The sequence below is a fragment of the Pseudomonas sp. HTZ2 genome (genome assembly GCF_033173945.1).
GTDB classification, from domain to species: domain Bacteria; phylum Pseudomonadota; class Gammaproteobacteria; order Pseudomonadales; family Pseudomonadaceae; genus Aquipseudomonas; species Aquipseudomonas guariconensis.
The window spans coordinates 1,479,954-1,497,569 of the sequence record NZ_CP137332.1 but is presented as its reverse complement, the minus strand read 5'-3'; the positions used below and the strand labels follow the sequence as shown (position 1 = coordinate 1,497,569).

12 protein-coding genes are annotated in these 17,616 nt (G+C 65.8%); 8 read left to right on the top strand and 4 right to left on the bottom strand.

The genetic code is table 11. The features are described 5' to 3' along the window. Positions 1-7: 7 nt before the first annotated feature. A complete protein-coding gene (locus R6G97_RS07060) occupies positions 8-2,239 on the bottom strand; it encodes an Ig-like domain-containing protein (protein WP_102081715.1) in 2,232 nt (743 codons plus the stop codon). Between the two features lie 32 nt (positions 2,240-2,271). Beyond that, positions 2,272-3,618 carry a hypothetical protein gene (locus tag R6G97_RS07055; RefSeq protein ID WP_317847937.1) on the bottom strand — a complete coding sequence of 449 codons (1,347 nt, stop codon included), beginning with the start codon at positions 3,616-3,618 and terminating at the stop codon, positions 2,272-2,274. Positions 3,619-4,029: 411 nt separating this feature from the next. Here R6G97_RS07055 and R6G97_RS07050 point away from each other — a divergent pair, with 411 nt between their 5' ends. The 4 genes from R6G97_RS07050 to qhpG are packed head-to-tail and all read left to right on the top strand — an operon-like array spanning position 4,030 to position 9,636. Beyond that, on the top strand, positions 4,030-5,943 hold the full coding sequence (locus R6G97_RS07050; protein ID WP_102081713.1) for a sigma-54-dependent Fis family transcriptional regulator: 1,914 nt from the start codon (positions 4,030-4,032) through the stop codon (positions 5,941-5,943). 1 nt (position 5,944) lies between these two features. Next, entirely contained in the window at positions 5,945-7,678 is a 1,734-nt protein-coding gene (locus tag R6G97_RS07045) for an ABC transporter ATP-binding protein (protein ID WP_043214456.1), read from the top strand. Continuing rightward, entirely contained in the window at positions 7,668-8,345 is a 678-nt protein-coding gene (gene qhpE / locus R6G97_RS07040) for a subtilisin-like serine protease QhpE (protein ID WP_043214459.1), read from the top strand. The genes R6G97_RS07045 and qhpE overlap by 11 nt, the downstream gene beginning before the upstream one ends. Then, positions 8,338-9,636 carry a flavin-dependent monooxygenase QhpG gene (gene qhpG / locus R6G97_RS07035; protein ID WP_317847936.1) on the top strand — a complete coding sequence of 433 codons (1,299 nt, stop codon included), beginning with the start codon at positions 8,338-8,340 and terminating at the stop codon, positions 9,634-9,636. The genes qhpE and qhpG overlap by 8 nt, the downstream gene beginning before the upstream one ends. A 58-nt stretch (positions 9,637-9,694) precedes the next feature. Here qhpG and R6G97_RS07030 read toward each other — a convergent pair whose 3' ends face one another. Continuing rightward, the gene (locus R6G97_RS07030) at positions 9,695-11,008 is read right to left on the bottom strand and encodes a hypothetical protein (RefSeq protein WP_043214463.1); all 1,314 of its coding nucleotides are present in this window, start codon (positions 11,006-11,008) and stop codon (positions 9,695-9,697) included. Between the two features lie 117 nt (positions 11,009-11,125). Next, on the bottom strand, positions 11,126-12,619 hold the full coding sequence (locus tag R6G97_RS07025) for an aldehyde dehydrogenase family protein (RefSeq protein WP_253131906.1): 1,494 nt from the start codon (positions 12,617-12,619) through the stop codon (positions 11,126-11,128). A 435-nt stretch (positions 12,620-13,054) separates the two neighbouring features. On the opposite strand from R6G97_RS07025, the gene peaA reads away from it, so the two are divergent. Genes peaA through peaD form a run of 4 tightly spaced genes read left to right on the top strand, consistent with a single transcriptional unit; the run spans position 13,055 to position 17,588 of the window. After that, positions 13,055-14,620 (top strand): quinohemoprotein amine dehydrogenase subunit alpha, encoded by a 1,566-nt coding sequence (peaA, locus tag R6G97_RS07020; protein WP_317847935.1) that lies wholly within the window; start codon positions 13,055-13,057, stop codon positions 14,618-14,620. Between the two features lie 58 nt (positions 14,621-14,678). Further along, positions 14,679-16,109 carry a quinohemoprotein amine dehydrogenase maturation protein gene (gene peaB, locus R6G97_RS07015; protein WP_043214468.1) on the top strand — a complete coding sequence of 477 codons (1,431 nt, stop codon included), beginning with the start codon at positions 14,679-14,681 and terminating at the stop codon, positions 16,107-16,109. A gap of 1 nt (position 16,110) precedes the next feature. Continuing rightward, the gene (qhpC, locus tag R6G97_RS07010) at positions 16,111-16,434 is read left to right on the top strand and encodes a quinohemoprotein amine dehydrogenase subunit gamma (protein WP_043214471.1); all 324 of its coding nucleotides are present in this window, start codon (positions 16,111-16,113) and stop codon (positions 16,432-16,434) included. A 32-nt stretch (positions 16,435-16,466) separates the two neighbouring features. Next, entirely contained in the window at positions 16,467-17,588 is a 1,122-nt protein-coding gene (peaD, locus tag R6G97_RS07005) for a quinohemoprotein amine dehydrogenase subunit beta (protein WP_090342651.1), read from the top strand. The last annotated feature ends 28 nt before the right edge of the window (positions 17,589-17,616 follow it).

Sequence of the window (17,616 nt, the reverse complement as noted above, 5' to 3'; positions counted from 1 at the left end):
CCCGGGCTTACTGCAGCCTGACCGGCACGGTGCGAACAGTGCCTTGGCTGGTACGGATGGTCGCTGACGGCGTGGCGGTCGGTACCAGGGTGGTGCTGTTGCTCACGATCACCCGCCAGCGTCCGGTCAGTGGTACTGCAGTGCTGCCCAGGGTCACCAGACCGTTACGGGTGGTCACCTGCACCGTGACGGTGTTGCCGGTGGTCACCGAGGACGTACCGCTGATGTCCCAGTTGTAACGGTTGTTGGAGCGTGCGGTGACCGTCGCCGCGGTGACCGTGAGGGTCTCGGTCGGCGGCTTGGGCGAGACCTGCACGGTGACGGTGCCATTGCCGGACAGCGCGCCGATCGAGTCCCGTACCACATAGGTGAACGTGGTGGTGAAAGGCGCGGTGACGGTGGCCGGTGGCGTGTAGGTGACCGTGGTGCCGTTGTGGCTGACCGTGCCGCGACCGACCGGTGGCTGAGTGACACTGGCCACGGCCAGCGGCAGGTTGCCTTCAGGGTCGGTGTCGTTGGCCAGCACGTTGATGGTCAGCGGTACACCCAGGGTCGCGACACTGTCGGCGACAGCGGTCGGTGCGCGGTTGGGCACGACGTTGACGGTCACCGTGGCAGGCTCGGACTTCAGCCCTTTGGCGTCCTGGGCGCGGTAGCTGAAGATCGCCGGGAAGGCCGTGGTGGCACCGACAGGCGGGGTATAGGTCACCGAGGTGGTGCCGTTGAGAACCACCGAGCCCAGGCCGGTACCCGGTTGGGTGAGATCGGTGATGGTCAACGGCATGTCGCCGTCGGGGTCCGTGTCGTTGGTCAGCAAGTTGAGGGTCAGCGGTACGCCGACACTGGTCCCACCGACATCGGCCTGAGCCAGCGGCGGCTGGTTCTCGGCGACGACCGGTGCGTTGCCCACCACTGTTACCGGTTCGACGTCACTGCCGCCGCGGGCGGACTTGACCGTGACGGTGGCAGGTGGCTGGGTCAGGTCGGTGACGGTCAAGGTCTGCAACGTGCCGGACTTGGACAGGCGACCATAGCCCTGGGCTACCAGGTCCGGTATCAGCACTTCGTCACTGGAGCTGGCCTCGATCACCAGGCGTTTGCTGGCCCAGTCGAAATGCGCGGTGCGAATCTTCACCACGTCGCTGAGCTTGCTGGACAACGCTGTTGGCCGAGTGCCACCTGTGGTGCTGCTGGCGGTGACTACCAACACAGGTGGCGGTGCGGCTTGGTTCAACTGCTGGCTGAAGAACAGCCCGTTGTTGTCGGACAACAAGGTGAACTCGCAGGGCGAGCCCGGGGTGCCGACCAGGGCCAGGCCATAGCGCATGCACAGGCTGGCATCGCTCGGTGCCTTGGCGAACACCTCGACGCGGGTGCCGTTGCCGTTACGTTGATAGGTGGCACGCTCCAGGTTCACGGGTGTCTGCGCGCGCGGGTCGAGGACCTTGCCCGAGAGCGTGAACACGTCGGTCTGGATGTGTCCGGCCGGGCCGTCGATGGCCACGAAGTTAGTATTGAACGGGCTGCCGGTCACTGCCTCGGTGATATTGGGGTCGCCGATGAAGGTATCGGTGGCGCCGGTGTCCGGGTTGAGCTCGGTATAGAAGCCCGTGGCGCTGCGCAGGAACGGCCCGATGTCGCCTTTGAGTGCACCGCTGAAGTCACCTGGGGCGCCGATGCCGATGTCACGGGTGATGTTGATCGCGCGCCGGCCGGGGGTGTTGACCACCACGGTTTCGACGCCATAGGGGTGGGTGATGCGGTAGGTGCCAGCGGTCGGCACCGAGGCGCGGATACGAATGCGGGCGAAACTCTGCTGGTCGCCGTCCACCGGGTTCTCGGAGGCGAACGCCGCTTCGATGCCGGCGACGTACACCTCCAGTTCATAGCCGCTGTTGCCCACGGCAGGAATCGACGTTTCGGCCAGGAACCAGAACATCTCAGGCGGCCAGTTATCCGGGAATACCAGCGGCAGTGTGTCGTCATACACGCCCGGCTCTGGCAGCAAGGTGCACATGTACGCAGGTGCTCCGGGTGCGCCGGGTGCCCGTGAGCTGGTGGCGCGCGACTGGCACAGCTCCAGCGACAGTTCGCTGGCGTCCTTGTACCACATCGGATAACCGCCGGTGGCCAGGGTGTAGGGGCCTGGATCGACCTCGGTGAGCGCAGCCGATACCGCGCCGCTGAGAGAGAGGGAGAGCCCGGCGGCGTAAAGCGCCCGGCGCGGCCAAGTGTTCATGCTGCCTCCTTGAAGGCGAAGCCTTTGTCTGTTCATGGCACCAGCACCACGTCTTCGCTGTCGCTACCGCCGTTGTCGCTGGTGACGTGCACCTTCGCGGGCGGAATCGGCGAAAGCCCTGTGCTCAACGTCTTCACCGCACCGTCGCCGGAGAGGCTGCCGATCAGCGCGCCATTGCCGGTGCGCGCGACCATGGGCGGTGGGGAGGTCTCGTCGCTGCTGCTGGCGACCAGGGTCAGCTGACCGCTGGACAAGCTGTATTCGGCGCGGGTGATGGTCACCAGGTCGGTCAGCGGTAGATTGGCGGTGGTGGCGGTGCTGGTGGGAATGGCCAGGCTGTTGTCGGCGCTGAGGGTCAGGGTGGCCGGCAGCGTCGGGTCGAGCGTGGACTGGCCGTACCAGGTGCCGGTCTTGTTGGCTTCGGTCAGCGGCAGGTTGGGGGACTGGCTGGTCAGGCTGACCGTGGCCGGTGGCGGCGGCGCCAAGGCGAACACATCCTGCTGGGCGCGCAGGTCCCCATTTTCGGTGTGCCGTGAGTAGGTGCTGCGTTGAGGCAGCAACGGCGTCGGCAGGTTGACCGTGGACAGTTTGCCGGACACGGCGAACAGCTCGGTACGCAGGTCGATGCCGTTAGGGCCCTCGATGCGTACGAAGTTGGTATTGAACGGGCTGCCGGTCACGGCTTCGTTCAGGTTGGGGTCGCCGATGAACTGCTCGCTGGCCCCGGTGCTGGGATTGGTTTCGGTGTACGGGCCGTTGACACTGCGCAGGAACGGGCCGATGTCACCTTTGAGCGCACCGGTGAAGTTGCCTGGCGAGCCGATGCCGATGTCGCGGGTCATGTTGATGGCCCGACGGCCCGGGGTGGCCACGTCGTACACCTCGACGCCGTAGGGGTGGGTGATGATGTAGGTCCCCGCAGTGGGGACATCGACGCGGATGCGCACCCGGGCGAAGCTGACTTGGTCGCCTTCGAGAGGGTCGCCACCGCCGAACGCGGCCTCGATCGCCGAGACATAGCCCAGGTTGACTCCGCGGGCGGCATCATTGATGGCCGCGTCGGCGGTGAACCAGAACGCCTCGTCAGGGAAGTTGCTGGGGAAGACGATCGGCTGGGTATCGTCGAACACGCCCGGGGTCGGCAGCAACGTGCACATGTACGACGGCGCGCCTGGAGCACCTGGCACCCGTGAGCTGACCGCTTTGGTCAGGCACAGGTCCAATACCCGGCCATGGGTGTCCTGATACCACGCGGCGAAGCCGCCGTTCTCCGGTGTGTAGGTGCCCTGGTCGACTGCATTGAGCGCAGCCTGGGCCGGAAGCTGGAGCATGCTGGCGAAGATCGCCACTGCCAGCGGGTGGGGTGTCGGTCGGTGCATGAGTCAAACCCTCCTGCAAACGGGCCCATGGGTTGGGGCGTCTGCACAGGGATCGGCAACAGCCGTGCCAGTTTTTTGATATTGCGCTGCAGGCCTTGCAGGACTTGGCGTCTGGCACACTGCAGGTTGCTTTTTCGCCAGCCGGTGGTGGGCTGAGTCCCCCAGCATTGGGGAATTGGGGCGCGACTTGTGGGGCGTCGTCTTGGCGGTCAGGCCCGCTCCCTCAGGGGGCACGCCGACCGGTAGCGCGGATACACCTGCGAAAGGTCGCGCACCGGCAGTCAGTGCCTTTACGTAAACGTAAGCTTTATGCCAACCTCCACCTCAACCGGATGACGGCCCGGGGATTCTGACGCACACTGCAACAAGTCCCGGAGCCCTTCCCCTGTGGGGGCACAGCTGGAGTAAACGATGGCGCGACAATACCCAATAACAAACGCCTCTGACCCTTTGCAGGAATCCCGCCAGGCCCGGCTCAAGCTGGCCAACGAAGGCGAACTGCCCTCCGGGATGCTGCGCGAGGAGATCGATGCTTCCTGGCGCCGCAGCCTCGGCCATGGCCTGGACTGCCTGCAGGACGAACAGGTGGGCCTGGGCACCCAGCAGGGGCTCGACCTGCGCTCGCTGCTCGAACACAACCGGCTGCTGATCGACGCGGTCGCCCCGGAACTCGATTACCTGGTCAAGCGCCAGGGCAAAAGTGGCATCGTCATCCTCGGTGACGCCCAGGCCAACGTCCTGGCCATCGAGGGGCAGACCCACGTGCTCGGCCGTGAGGGCCTGCGTGATCTGCACCCGGGCAGTTGCTGGAGCGAGGCGCTGCGCGGCACCAATGCCATCGGCACGGCGGTGGTCGAAGGCCGACCGACCCTGATCAACTGCGGCGAACATTATCTGGACCGCCTGAGCCCGTTCTCGTGCACCTCGGTCCCCCTGCGTGACCCGCATGGCGAGGTGATCGGCGTGCTGGACATCACCCGCGAAGGGGTGATGACGCAACCCCAGGACAACCTCTCCACGCTAATGCTCGCCGCCGGCAACATCGAAAGCCGGCTGTTCGGCCTGTGCCACCGCGAGCATCTGGTGCTGGCATTGCACAGCCGTCCGCAATACCTCACCAGCGCCTGGCAGGGGCTGTTGGCCCTGAGCCTGGACGGCGAAGTGCTGGCGGCCAACGACAACGCCTGCCAACTGTTGCAGGTCTCACGTCAGGCGCTGATCGGTCGGCGCAGCAGCGACCTGCTCGGCGAGCGCTCACCGGCGTTCATCGCCCGCTTGTGGCAGGGCGGTGTGAGCAGTGTGCAGACCGCCAAGGGCGAGTTCTTCTTCCGCGCCTTGCAACTGCCGCGTCACGGCAACCTCAGCGTCAACGTAGCGCCTGGCAGGGCGTCTGCCTCGAACCAATCCCCAGCCCTGCAAGCCCTGGCCGGTGGCGATGCGCGTCTGTCCCGAGGCCTGCGCATGGCGCGGCAGGGCCTGGTCAATGGCCTGCCCGTGCTGCTGCTGGGCGAGACAGGCACCGGCAAGGAAGTGGCCGCCCGTGCCTTGCACCAGGCCAGCCCGCGCGCGGACAAACCCTTCGTTGCCGTCAACTGCGCGGCGATTCCCGAAGGCCTGATCGAGTCCGAATTGTTCGGTTACCGGGAGGGCGCCTTCACCGGCTCGCGCCGCGGCGGCATGGTCGGACGCCTGATGCAGGCCCATGGCGGCACCTTGTTCCTCGACGAAATCGGCGACATGCCCCTGGCCTTGCAGGCCCGTCTGCTGCGTGTGTTGCAGGAACGCCGCGTGGCGCCCTTGGGGGCTGGCGAAGAGCAGGAGATCGACGTGGCATTGATTTGCGCCACCCACCGCGACCTCAAACGCCTGGTGGCCGAACAGCATTTTCGCGAGGACCTGTACTACCGGGTCAATGGCGTCTCCCTGCGCCTGCCGGCGCTGCGCGAGCGGGACGATCTGGCGAGCATCATCGAAGGCCTGCTGGACAAGTTCGGCGCCAAGGGCGTGACCCTCGACCCGCCCCTGGCCGAGCTGCTCGAGGGCTTCGACTGGCCGGGCAACATCCGCCAGCTGGAAATGGTGCTGCGCACCGCCCTGGCCATGCGCGAGGACGATGAGCAGGTGCTGAGCCTTGAGCACCTCACCGACTGCCTGCTGGACGAGCTGGCCAGCGGCGCGGCGCCCTCCGGCAGCCTGCGCGAAAACGAACTGGAACTGATCCGTGGGGCCTTGACCCGGCACCAAGGCAATGTCTCGGCCGCCGCCGAGGCCCTGGGCATCAGCCGCGCCACGCTGTACCGCAAGCTCAAGCAGCTGCGCAGCTGACATGGGCGGGCTGTTCGCACGGCTGGTGGAAACCAGTGACCCGCAACTGATGCGCCAGGCTCTGGCCTGGTTGTACAGCTTCGTGCGCCCGCACCGGCGGGCCATCGCCATGCTCCTGGGCTTGTCGCTATGCGCCTCGCTGTTGGCCCTGGCCCAGCCTTGGCTGGTCAAGACCCTGATCGACGAGGGCCTGTTGGCACGCGATTACACGACCCTCTGGCACATGGCTGCGGTGATGATCCTGGCCGGCGTGTTCGGCACGCTGCTGGCGGGCATCAACCGCTACCTGCACACGCGCTTGTCGGGGCGCATCCTGTTTGCCCTGCGCGATGACCTCTATCGGCATTTGCAGCAGCTCTCGCCGACGTTCTACGGGCGTCGACGTACCGGCGACATCCTCTCCCGGCTCGACGGCGATGTCGCCGAGATCCAGCGCTTTGCCGTGGACTCGCTGTTCTCGGCGGTGTCCAGCGTGATCGGCTTGCTCGGCGCGTTGGCACTGATGCTGATGCTCTCCTGGCAATTGTCGCTGTTGCTGGCGCTGTTGATTCCCATCGAAGTGCTGTGGCTGCGCTGGATGCGGCGCAAGGTCGAGCGCGAGGTGCGCAGCCTGCGCGAGCGTTCGACGGATGTGTCGTCGTTTCTGGTCGAAACCTTGCCGGCCATGAAGTTCATCCAGGCGGCGGGGCAGCAGGCCCGCGAGGCCAGGCGCCTGGAGCAGCTCGGTCAGGGCTACATGGGCCAGTTGCTCAAAGTCCAGGTCACCGAGTTCTTCACCCAGGCGGTGCCCGGGACGCTGACCTCCCTGTGCCGCGCCTGTGCGTTTCTGGTCGGTGGTTGGTGGGTGATCCAGGGCACCTGGCAGTTGGGTGCCCTGATCGCCTTTTCCACCTACCTGGGGATGGCAGTAGGGCCGGTACAGAGCCTGCTGGGCCTTTATGTGGCGGTGCAGCGTATGGCGGTGAGCCTGGGCAGGGTGATGGAGCTCAAGCAGGAACCGCTGGCGGTGCATGAGGCCCAGACGCCCAGGCCCATGCCCGATGGTCCGGGCGAGCTGCGTCTGGAGCAGGTGGCTTTCGCCCACGAAGGACGCCAGGGCGCGGTGCTGCAGGACGTGAACCTGTGCATACCGGGCGGGCTGAAGGTTGCCATCAGCGGCGCCTCGGGCGTGGGCAAATCGACCCTGATCGACCTGCTGCAACGCTTTTACGACCCCGATGCCGGGCGCATCCTGCTGGACGGCACGGACCTGCGCGAGCTGGACCTGCAGGCGCTGCGCCGACGTATCGCCGTGGTCAGCCAGGACATCGTGCTGTTTCGTGGCACCTTGGCGCAGAACCTGGCCTACAGCACGCCCGAGGCCAGCCTGGCCGATCTTGAGCGCGTGGTGCGTCTGACCCAGCTCCAGAGCCTGGTGCAAAGCTTGCCGCTGGGCCTGGATGGCCTGCTCGGCGAGCGTGGCCAACAGTTGTCCGGCGGGCAGAAGCAACGCATCGCCATTGCCCGCGCGCTGCTACAGGACCCTGCGATCCTGGTGCTCGACGAGGCCACCTCGGCGGTGGACGAAGCCACCGAACGTGAAGTCATCGCGGCCATCGACCAGCTGTTCGCCGGCCGCACTCGCATCCTCATCAGCCACCGTGCCTCGACCCTTGCCGATGCCGACCTGCACCTGCAGGTGCAGGATGGCCAACTCAAGGTCAGGCCCCGGGAGGTTGCCGGCCATGGCCACTGAACTGCGCATCGGCGTGATCGACAGCGGCTGCTCGCCTGAGCAGGCCGCGACGTTGGTGGCGGCTCGGCGCTTTCGGCTCGAAGAAGGTGTGCTGTGCGAAGGGGAGCCGGTGCCCGACCACCTGGGACATGGCAGTGCGGTGTTGGCCCGCCTGCAATCGGAGGCCGGCCAGTTGCCGGCGCTGATGGCCCAGGTCTTCGATCGACAGTGGAGCACCAGCGCCCTGCAGGTCGCCGGGGCATTGCTCTGGCTGGTGGAAGAGGGCGCGACCCTGGTCAACCTGAGCCTCGGCCTGCATCAGGACCGACCTGTGCTGCGCCAGGCCTGCGCAGAGGCACAGGCCGCTGGCGTGCTGCTGTGCGCCTCAAGCCCCGCCCGGGGTGGGCCGGTGTATCCGGCCAGCTATCCTGGCGTGCTGCGTATCACCGGCGATGCCCGTTGTGCGCCAGGGCAGTGGTCCTGGCTGGGCAGCGGCCAAGCCGACCTCGGCGGGTATGTCGGCGGGCAGGGCATGGCCGGTGCGAGCCTGGCCTGCGCGGCCTTGAGCGGGCAGATAGCGCGTCTGCTGGCGCAACACCCGGACATGGATCATCCGCAGTTGCTGGCGCACCTGCGCGACGCGGCCGCCTTCACCGGCCCTGAGCGCAGAGGTGCCTACAATGGCTGACCCGCGCATCCTGGTATTGGGCGCAGGCCCTGCGGGCGCGGCTACGGCCCTGGGCCTGCGGCGCCTCGGCTACGCCGTCACGGTCGTCTCGGACTGGCGCCGTTTCGCCGCGGTCGAGGGGATCTCCGAGCGGGTGCTGGAGGGGCTGCGCCATGCCGGTCTGGGCAGGGCGCTGGGCGAGGCAGTGAGCCTGGCGAAGCGCCAAGTGCTCTGGAATGGCGAGCATCTGCAACTGAATCAGGAATACTTGCTCGACCGCCCAGCGTTCGACCGTGCCTTGCGTGGCGATCTGCTGCGGGCAGGCGTGACCGTGATCGAAGGCCGGGTGCGCGAGCTCCTGCACGAGGACGGGCACCAGGTACGGCTGGAAGATGGCCAGGTTTTGCGGGCCGATTTTCTGGTGGAAGCCCGTGGCCGCCAGGCACCGCTGGCGGCTGACCGATCACGCGGTCCGGAAACCGTCAGCCTGCTCAACCGCTGGCAGGGTGCGCCCAGGGAACCGGCATCGGCGGTGCAGAGCCTGGACGACGGCTGGGCCTGGATGGCACGCCTGGCTGATGGGCAGTGCTACTGGCAGATCACGCTCGATGCCGGTGCGGCAAGCCTGCCGGGCAAGGCCGCGCTGCCGGCGTACTGTGCCGCGCGGCGTCGGCAGTCGACGCTGGTGGCACAGCTATTCGACGAGCAGGCGTTGCTGCCTTGCCAGGTGCATGCCCGTAGCAGCACAGCGATCCTGGCAGGCGAGTGTGTGGGCAATGATTGGATCCGGGTGGGCGATGCGGCCATGGCCGTGGACCCGCTGTCGGGCAATGGCATCTTCCAGTCGCTATCGTCAGCGCTGCAGGCACCGGTGGTGATCAATACCTTGTTGCGCCGGCCCGAGCGCGCGGTCTTGGCGCGGCAGTTCCACCAAGCGCGGGTCGAGCAACTGTTCCTGCGCTTTGCCCGCATCGGCCGGGACTTCTACGCCCAGGAGCAGGGCCGTGCCGAGCACACGTTCTGGGCCCGGCGCCGCGCGTGGCCAGACGCTCAGCCGATGCACGCCGAGGCGCACTGGCAGGCTGTGCAGGTGGCGCGTCGACCGGTGCTGCGCGACGGCCTGGTGGAGGAGGCCGAGGTGGTCGTGACTCGGGACCAGCCATTGGGGATCTGGCATCTGCAGGGGGTCGAACTGGCACCGGTGGTGCGAGCCGTGCAGGCGGGCGAGGCGTTGCAGTCGGTACTGGCCGGGATGGCTGTGGAGCAGCAGGGGATGGTGCGCCGGTGGTTAGCCGAGCAGGGGTATCGGTGAGAGCGTTGAGGCCCATCGCAGGCGAAGCTGCGGTGGGCCGCTCAGCAGCTGCGCGTTGCTAGAAGAAGGTCCCGACCAGCAGTTGCAGGTAGGTTCCGGTATCCCGCCCACCCAACTGAACGCCGCCGTCACTGGCGCTGCGCTCAGGTTTGTAGAACCCCACCAGAGGGCTGATCAAGACGTGGTCATTGACCATCCATTCCACATACAGGTCCAGTTCACGCCCGCCCAGATTGCCTTGGTCGGTTTCGAGGGTATCGAAGTCGAAATACAGTGCGCCCAGGGTCAGGTTGTCCCTTGGCTTTGCCTTGAGCCCCACGTGATGCACCTGGGTGTTGCTGTTGAATGGCCCGGCATAGTTGGCCGCTACCTCGCCCTGGAACCAGGTGCCATAGCCACGGCTGGCGCCATAGAACAGCGGGTCGAAGTCTTCGGAGAAGCGGCTGTAGCGGTAGGTGGCCGTCGGCGACCAGGGCACGTCGGAGAACGTCCAGTTACCTTCCAGGTACCAGGCGTCCTCGCGCCCGCCGGTACGGTCCTGGGTGACGTATTCCGCTGCCAGTTCCAGGTCTTTCACTCCTAGGCTGCCGCGCCCGCGCAGGCTGTAGGTATCCATACCGTCGCGGTGCTCCAGGCCCATGATCTGGGCATAGCGCCGGTCGACGTCCAGCCCGCGGATCCAGCTCACGCCAAGGGTACCTGCGTCGGCGACATGCTCCAGATTGGTCACGGCCAGGGAGGTGTCCGCCTGGTAGTGGTTGTCGGATTTGAGCCACATCAGATCGCCTCGCCAGCCCTGGCTGCCACCCAGGCGCAGCACGGCGGTACGGTCGAAGGCCTTGCGTGCGGCCAGGTAATACGCGCCACCTCGGTCGAAGTTGGCGCCCAGATCGACGTTGCCGAGATTGACCGGGTCGCCCTGGATCAGGAAACCATCGCCCAACGTCACCACCTGGCGTCCGCCGGAAACATCGATGCCATCTTCGCCCAATGCCGGGAACAGGGTACCCGAGCGCCAGCCCAGGTAAGCGTCCTCGACGGCGGTGCGGCGCTCATCGCCCAAGGACAATCCGGCAGCATCGCCATCGCCCCAGGTCGCGGAACTGAGCAGGCTGAAGGCGCCATACAGCGTGCCGGTGCCGGCCAGCGCCTGGCTACCGCTAAGCCCATACTTGACGTAGCCCTCGCGCCAGTCACTGCTGCCCGGTCGGCGGTTGCCGGCCAGGTTGAAGCTCTCGTCACTGTGGAACGCGCCGAACAGGGCCTCGAGCTCAGCGTTCAGGACGGTGCCCTCCTGGTTGTAGAGTTCGTGGGCCTGGGTCAGAGGGGCGGCGGCCAGCAGGGCCAACGTGCAGGCGAGTGTGTGCCTCATGGTGTGCTCCATGTTTGTTTTTGTTGTGTGTGTTGCCTGCTCCGGCCTGTTCGCGGGGGTTCACACAAACCCCGTGGGAGCGGGTCTACCCGCGAACAGACCGCAACGGCGTGCGCGTCAGAGCTTGATCAGCACCGATTTGAGCTCGGTGTAGTGCTCGATGGCATTGGCCCCCATCTCGCGACCGACCCCAGAGAGCTTGTAGCCGCCGAAGGGCAGGGATGGGTCCAGAGCGCTGTGGCAGTTGACCCACACCGAGCCGGACTTGATACGCGGAATCATCCGGTGCACCGCGCCCAGGTCGTTGGACCAGATGCTCGCGCCCAGCCCGTAGGGGTTGTCGTTGGCCAGGCGTACCACTTCGTCGATGTCGTCGAAGGGCATGGCCACCAGCACGGGCCCGAAGATCTCCTCCTGCACCAGGCGATGGCGTTGGTCGACATCGACGATCACCGTCGGCTTGACGAAGTAGCCTGGCCCGAAGCCCTCGCCGCCGCAGGCAATGGTGGCGCCCAGCTCACGGCCGAGCTCGATGTAGCCGGTAACCCGATCCTGTTGCTTGGCCGAAATCAGCGGGCCCATCTGCACCGACGGGTCCAGGCCATTGCCCAGCTTCATGCCATTGGCAATGCCGGCGATGTCGGCGACCACATTGTCGAAATGCTTGCGGTGCACATACAGACGCGAGCCGGCGCAGCACACCTGGCCCTGGTTGAAGAAGATCGCAGTGGCGGCGCCGGCGGCGGCCTCCTGCAGGTTGGCGTCGGGCATGACGATGGTCGGCGATTTGCCGCCCAGCTCCAGGGTGACCCGGGTCATGTTGTCCATGGCCGCCTTGCCGATCTGTTTGCCGACTTCGGTGGAGCCGGTAAAGGTCAGTTTGTCCACCCCAGGATGGCTGCTGAGGGCGGCGCCAGCGTTAAGGCCGGTGCCGGTGACCACGTTGAAGACCCCGGCCGGATAGCCGGCTTCCTCCACCAGTTCGGCCAGCTTCAGCGCGGTCAGCGGGGTTTCGTCGGCGGGCTTGAGCACCAGGGTGCAACCGGTCGCCAGGGCCGGGCCGAGCTTCCAGCAGGCCAGCAGCAGCGGGAAGTTCCAGGCCACGATGGCGCCGACCACGCCCACCGCCTCGCGGCGGATAAACCCATGGAACTGCTCGTTCGGCATCAAAGGCAGGGACGGCTCGACCGTGCTGCCTTCGATCTTGGTCGCCCAACCGGCCATGTAGCGCAGAAAATCGATGGCCAGCTGCACGTCCATCACCTGGGCCACGGCAGCGCTCTTGCCGTTGTTCAGGCACTCGAGCTCGGCCAGTACCTGGGCGTCGCGCTCCATCAAATCGGCCAGGCGCCACAGCAGGTTCTGCCGCTCCCGTGGGCGCAGGCGGCTCCAGGGCGAGTCGTCGAAAGCCTGGCGCGCGGCTTTGACTGCGCGGTCCACATCCTGCGGGTCGGCCGAGGGCACTTCCCCCAGTACCTCGCCAGTGGCCGGGTTGCGAAAACTCATGGTCCGTCCGCTGGCGGCGTCCTGCCAATCGGCGCCGATGCGCATTTTCAGCTTGCGCTCGAGAAACGCACGGGTGGCAGTGAGGAGGGGCAGTTCGCAATGCATGGTTCGGTGCCTCTTGTCATGGGAGTGTGAAGGCACCTGCGCAATGGCCGTGCCAAGGCCGGGCGGGTGCGGCAATGGCCTTGAACGACAGGGGTTTGGTGCTGGGTGGAGGTCGACTGCCAAGGGCTATGCTGTTGCACATTGAGACGGGATGAGACGGTGCTGAAACAGTGGGGCCGGGCCGGGTGCTTCGCGGGTTTGGCGCCGCGAAGCGCCCGGTGCCGGAGCTGTGTCTCACACTGAAACAGTCTGTCGCGAAATGGGACGTTCCGGTTTGCCGGTGGCTAGATGAAATCCTCGGAGAAAAGCCCCCAATCTATTGAAAACAAAGGTTTTTGCGCAGGCTGGCACACTTTCTGTATCAGCCCTCGTCACATGCACCAGCGGTATCAGAGCGTGCGATAACGATAAGAACAACACCGTGGAGGTCTGACCTTGAAGACGACTCGACTCCGGCGGCATGCGGGCAAACTGGCGCTGGTCGCCGCCGCACTGCTGAGCACCCAGGCCATGGCGGCCGAGCAGGGCCCGAGCCTGTTGCAATCGAAGTGCATGGGGTGCCACATCCCCGAAGGTAACGACAGTTACAGCCGCATCAGTCACCAGCGCAAGACCCCCGAAGGCTGGCTGATGAGCATTGCGCGCATGCAGGTGATGCATGGGCTGGAGATCAGCGACGATGACCGTCGCACCCTGGTCAAGTACCTGGCGGACAAGCAAGGCCTGGCACCCAGCGAGACCGAAGGCGTGCGTTACGCTATGGAGCGCCGGCTCAATACCGTCGAGCATTTCGACGACCAGACCAGCCAGATGTGCGGCCGTTGCCACTCCGGTGCCCGCGTCGCCTTGCAGCGTCGCCCGGCCCAGGAATGGGAACACCTGGTCAACTTCCACCTCGGCCAGTGGCCGTCCCTCGAATACCAGGCCCAGGCCCGCGACCGCGACTGGCTGGACATCGCGCTCAAGCAGATGGTCCCGGACCTGGCCAAGCGTTACCCCCTCGACAACCCGGCCTGGACCCAATGGCTCAAGAACCGGCCCAAGGCCGATGCCTTGCCGGGCCAGTGGGCCTTCAGCGGGCACATGCTGGCCAAGGGCGATGTGCGCGGTGTGATGAGCGTGACTGCCGACAAGGACGACACCTTCAAGGTCGAGGTCAAGGGCACCTACGCCGACGGCACGCCGTTCAACGGCAGCGGCTCGGCGATTCTCTACAACGGCTATGAGTGGCGCGGCACTGTGAAGGTCGGCGACAGCAACCTGCGTCAGGTGTTCGCCGCACTCGATGGCGAGATGAAAGGCCGCATGTTCGAGGCCGAGCACGACGAGCGTGGCCTGGACTTCAGCGCGGTGAAGGAGGGCAAGGCACGCCTGCTGGCGGTGCAGCCGGCGTTCATCAAGGCTGGCAGCGAAAGCGAGATCACCCTGGTCGGCAGCGGCCTGTCCGGCAAGCCGGCATTGGGCGCCGGGGTCGAGGTGACCGAGGTGCTGGAGTCCACGCCGACGCAGGTGCGGGTCAAGGCACGCGCTGCGGCCGATGCCGCGCCGGGTCAGCGCGAGGTGGCCATTGGCGCGCTCAAGGGCGTGAATCTGGCGGTGTACGACAAGGTCGAGGAGGTCAAGGTGGTCCCGACCTTCTCCATCGCCCGTATCGGTGAGAACGGCGGCTCCACGCCCAAGGTCCAGGGCCGCTTCGAGGCCGAAGCCTGGGGCAAGGACGCCAGTGGCCAGCCACTGCGTATCGGCTACCTGCCGGCCAAGTGGAAGGTCGAGCCGTACAACGAGCGCGCCGTGGAGGATGAGGATGTGAAGTTCGCAGGCCAGATGCAACCTGACGGCATCTTCATGCCGGCCGGTGCCGGCCCCAACCCCGAGCGCAAGATGATGACCAACAACGCCGGCAACCTGAAGGTCATCGCCGAACTCGAAGACGGCGGCCAGAAGGGCGAAGGCCACATGATCGTCACCGTGCAGCGCTGGAACAACCCACCCTTGCCATGACGGCCGGTTGTCGCACGTGCCATCCAAGAACGGGCTGAAGAATCATCGAGAGGTCGCCATGGGCGCACTATTGAACCTGGTCGAACGCAACCTGCACGAGGTGCGGGTGGATGCCGACCGCATGCTCTTTCATATCCCCAGCAGTTCGCTGTTCGCCGCCGACGCGGTGACCGGCGACATCATCGACACCCTGCGCCAACAGGGCTGCTCGGCCGAGGAGCTGGTACAACGCCTGGGCCAGCGCTTCGCCGGCCAGGACGTCGAAGACACGCTGCGCGAGCTGATCGCCTTGGAGCTGGTCAGCGACGGCTCGCCACTGACGCCGGAGATCGCCCTGCGCAAGGTCGAGCGCACGGCGCTCAACACTGTGGTGCTCAACGTCAATACCGGCTGCAACCTCAGCTGCACCTACTGCTACAAGGAAGACTTGGACAAACCCTCGGCCGGCAAGAAGATGAGCGCCGCCACCGCCGAGGCCTCGGTGGAGATGCTGCTCAAGGAATCGCCCGACGAGCAGCGCTACAGCGTGGTGTTCTTCGGCGGCGAGCCGCTGTCCAACCGGCCGCTGATCGAGCACATGGTCGCCTACTGCGAGCGGCGTTTCGCCGAGGCGGGCAAGCAGGTCGAGTTCATCATGACCACCAACGCCACGCTGCTGACCGAAGAGATCGTCGACTGGCTCAACGCCCATCGTTTTGGCCTCTCGGTGAGCATCGACGGACCCAAGACCGTGCACGACCGCAACCGCATCACCGTGGGCGGGCAGGGCACCTATGACGTGGTGCGGCGCAAGGTCGACATGCTGCTGTCGCGCTACCACAGCCGGCCGGTGGGTGCGCGGGTGACCCTGACCCGTGGCATCACCGATGTGGAGACCATCTGGAACCACCTGTTCAACGAGCTGGGGTTCGCCGAAGTCGGTTTCGCCCCGGTCACCTCAGGCGACATGGCCAGCTTCAACCTGACCGGCGAGGAGCTGGTGCAAGTCTTCGCCAACATGAAAGCCCTTGGGCAGCGCTACCTGGAGGCGGCACTGGAGCATCGCAACATCGGTTTTTCCAACCTGCATCAGCTGATCACCGATATCCACGAGGGCCACAAGAAGGCCCTGCCGTGCGGTGCCGGGCTGAAAATGCTGGCCGTGGACCACGAAGGCGAGCTCAACCTCTGCCATCGCTTCACCGGCTCCAGCCTGCCCACCTTCGGCAATGTGCACCAAGGCGTGAAGCAGGCGCAGCTCAATGATTTTCTGTCCCAGCGCCTGGACCGCAGCGGCACCGGTTGCGACAGCTGCCGTATCCGCAACCTGTGCTCCGGTGGCTGCTACCACGAAAGCTACGCGCGCTATGGCGACCCCACCCACCCGACCTATCACTACTGCGAACTGATGCGCGACTGGGTGGACTTCGGCATCGAGGTCTACAGCCGCATCATGGCCGCCAATCCGGCCTTCATCGATCGCTACATCACTCCGCGGAAGGCGCACTGACATGAAGCACTTGAAGCCCCTGAACAACAAGGCCCGCATCCTTGAGCAGGCCGCCGCCGAAGACCGTGTGGAAGAGGTCGTGGCCATGAGCGCGGTGGCAGGCTGCACCGCCACCACCGATCCGGGCTGGGAAGTGGACGCCTTTGGCGGCGTCAGCTCCCTCTGCCAGCCGATGGAGGCGGACCTGTATGGCTGCTCCGACCCGTGCTGGTGGCCTGCCCAGGTGCCGGACATGATGAGCACCTACCAGGACTGGAACGCCCAGGCCACCAACTCGATGGAAGACTGGCGCAACCTGGGCACCGTATTCCCGAAAGACAAGTGACCGGCCAGACAGGAACAACAAGGGGAAACCGCATGAAACCTGGATTCTGCGCACAGCTCGCGCTCACCGCCGCCGTCTGTGCCGGCGCCTGGACGGCCCAGGCGGCCGACACCGGGCCCGCCCTCAAGGCCGGCCACGAATACCTGATCGCCACCAACTACCCGAACAACCTGCACGTGGTGGACGTGGCCAGCGACACGCTCTACAAGACCTGCCGCATGCCCGACGCCTTCGGACCCGGCACGGCGATGATGGCGCCGGACAAGCGCACCGCCTACGTGCTGAACAACCATTTCGGCGACATCTACGGCATCGACCTGGACACCTGTGGCACCACCTTCCATGCCAACCTGTCCAATGTGCCGGGGGAAGTGGGGCGTTCGATGTTCTCCTTCGCCATCAGCCCCGACGGCAAGGAAGTGTATGCCACGGTCAACCCGACCCAGCGCTTGAACGATCACTACGTGGTCAAGCCGCCGCGCCTCGAGGTGTTCCGCACTGCCGATGGGCTCAATGCCAAGCCGGTTCGCCACTTCCCCATGCCGCGCCAGGTCTACCTGATGCGCGCCGGGGACGATGGCAGCCTGTACGTGGCCGGGGCGGACATCTACAAGATGGACGTGAACACCGGCAAGTACGAAGTGGCCTTGCCCCTGCGCAACTGGAACCGCCCAGGCTATAGCGCGCCGGACGTGCTGTACTTCTGGCCGCACCAGACTGGCCGTCACGAATTCTCGATGCTCTACACCGTGGCCAAGTTCAAGGACGCCAAGCAGGACCCGAACGAGGCCGCGCTGCTGTATGGCTACCTGAGCGTGGACCTGAAAACCGGCAAGACCCACACCCAGGAGTTCGCCGACCTCACCGAGCTGTACTTCACCGGCCTGCGCTCGCCCAAGGACCCCAACCAGATGTACGGCGTGCTCAATCGCCTGGCCCGCTATGACATCAAGGAGCGCAAGCTGATCCAGGCTGCGAATTTGGACCACACTTACTATTGCGTAGCGTTCGACCGTGCTGGCAGCAAGCTGTACCTGGCCGGGACCTTCAACGACATCGCGGTGTTCGACCCGCAGACGATGAAGAAGGTGAAGAACATCAAGCTGCCCGGCGGAGACATGGCGATCACCACCACCCAGGTGTTCGTCCGCTAGGTCGGTGTGGGCTTCTTCGCGGGTTTAC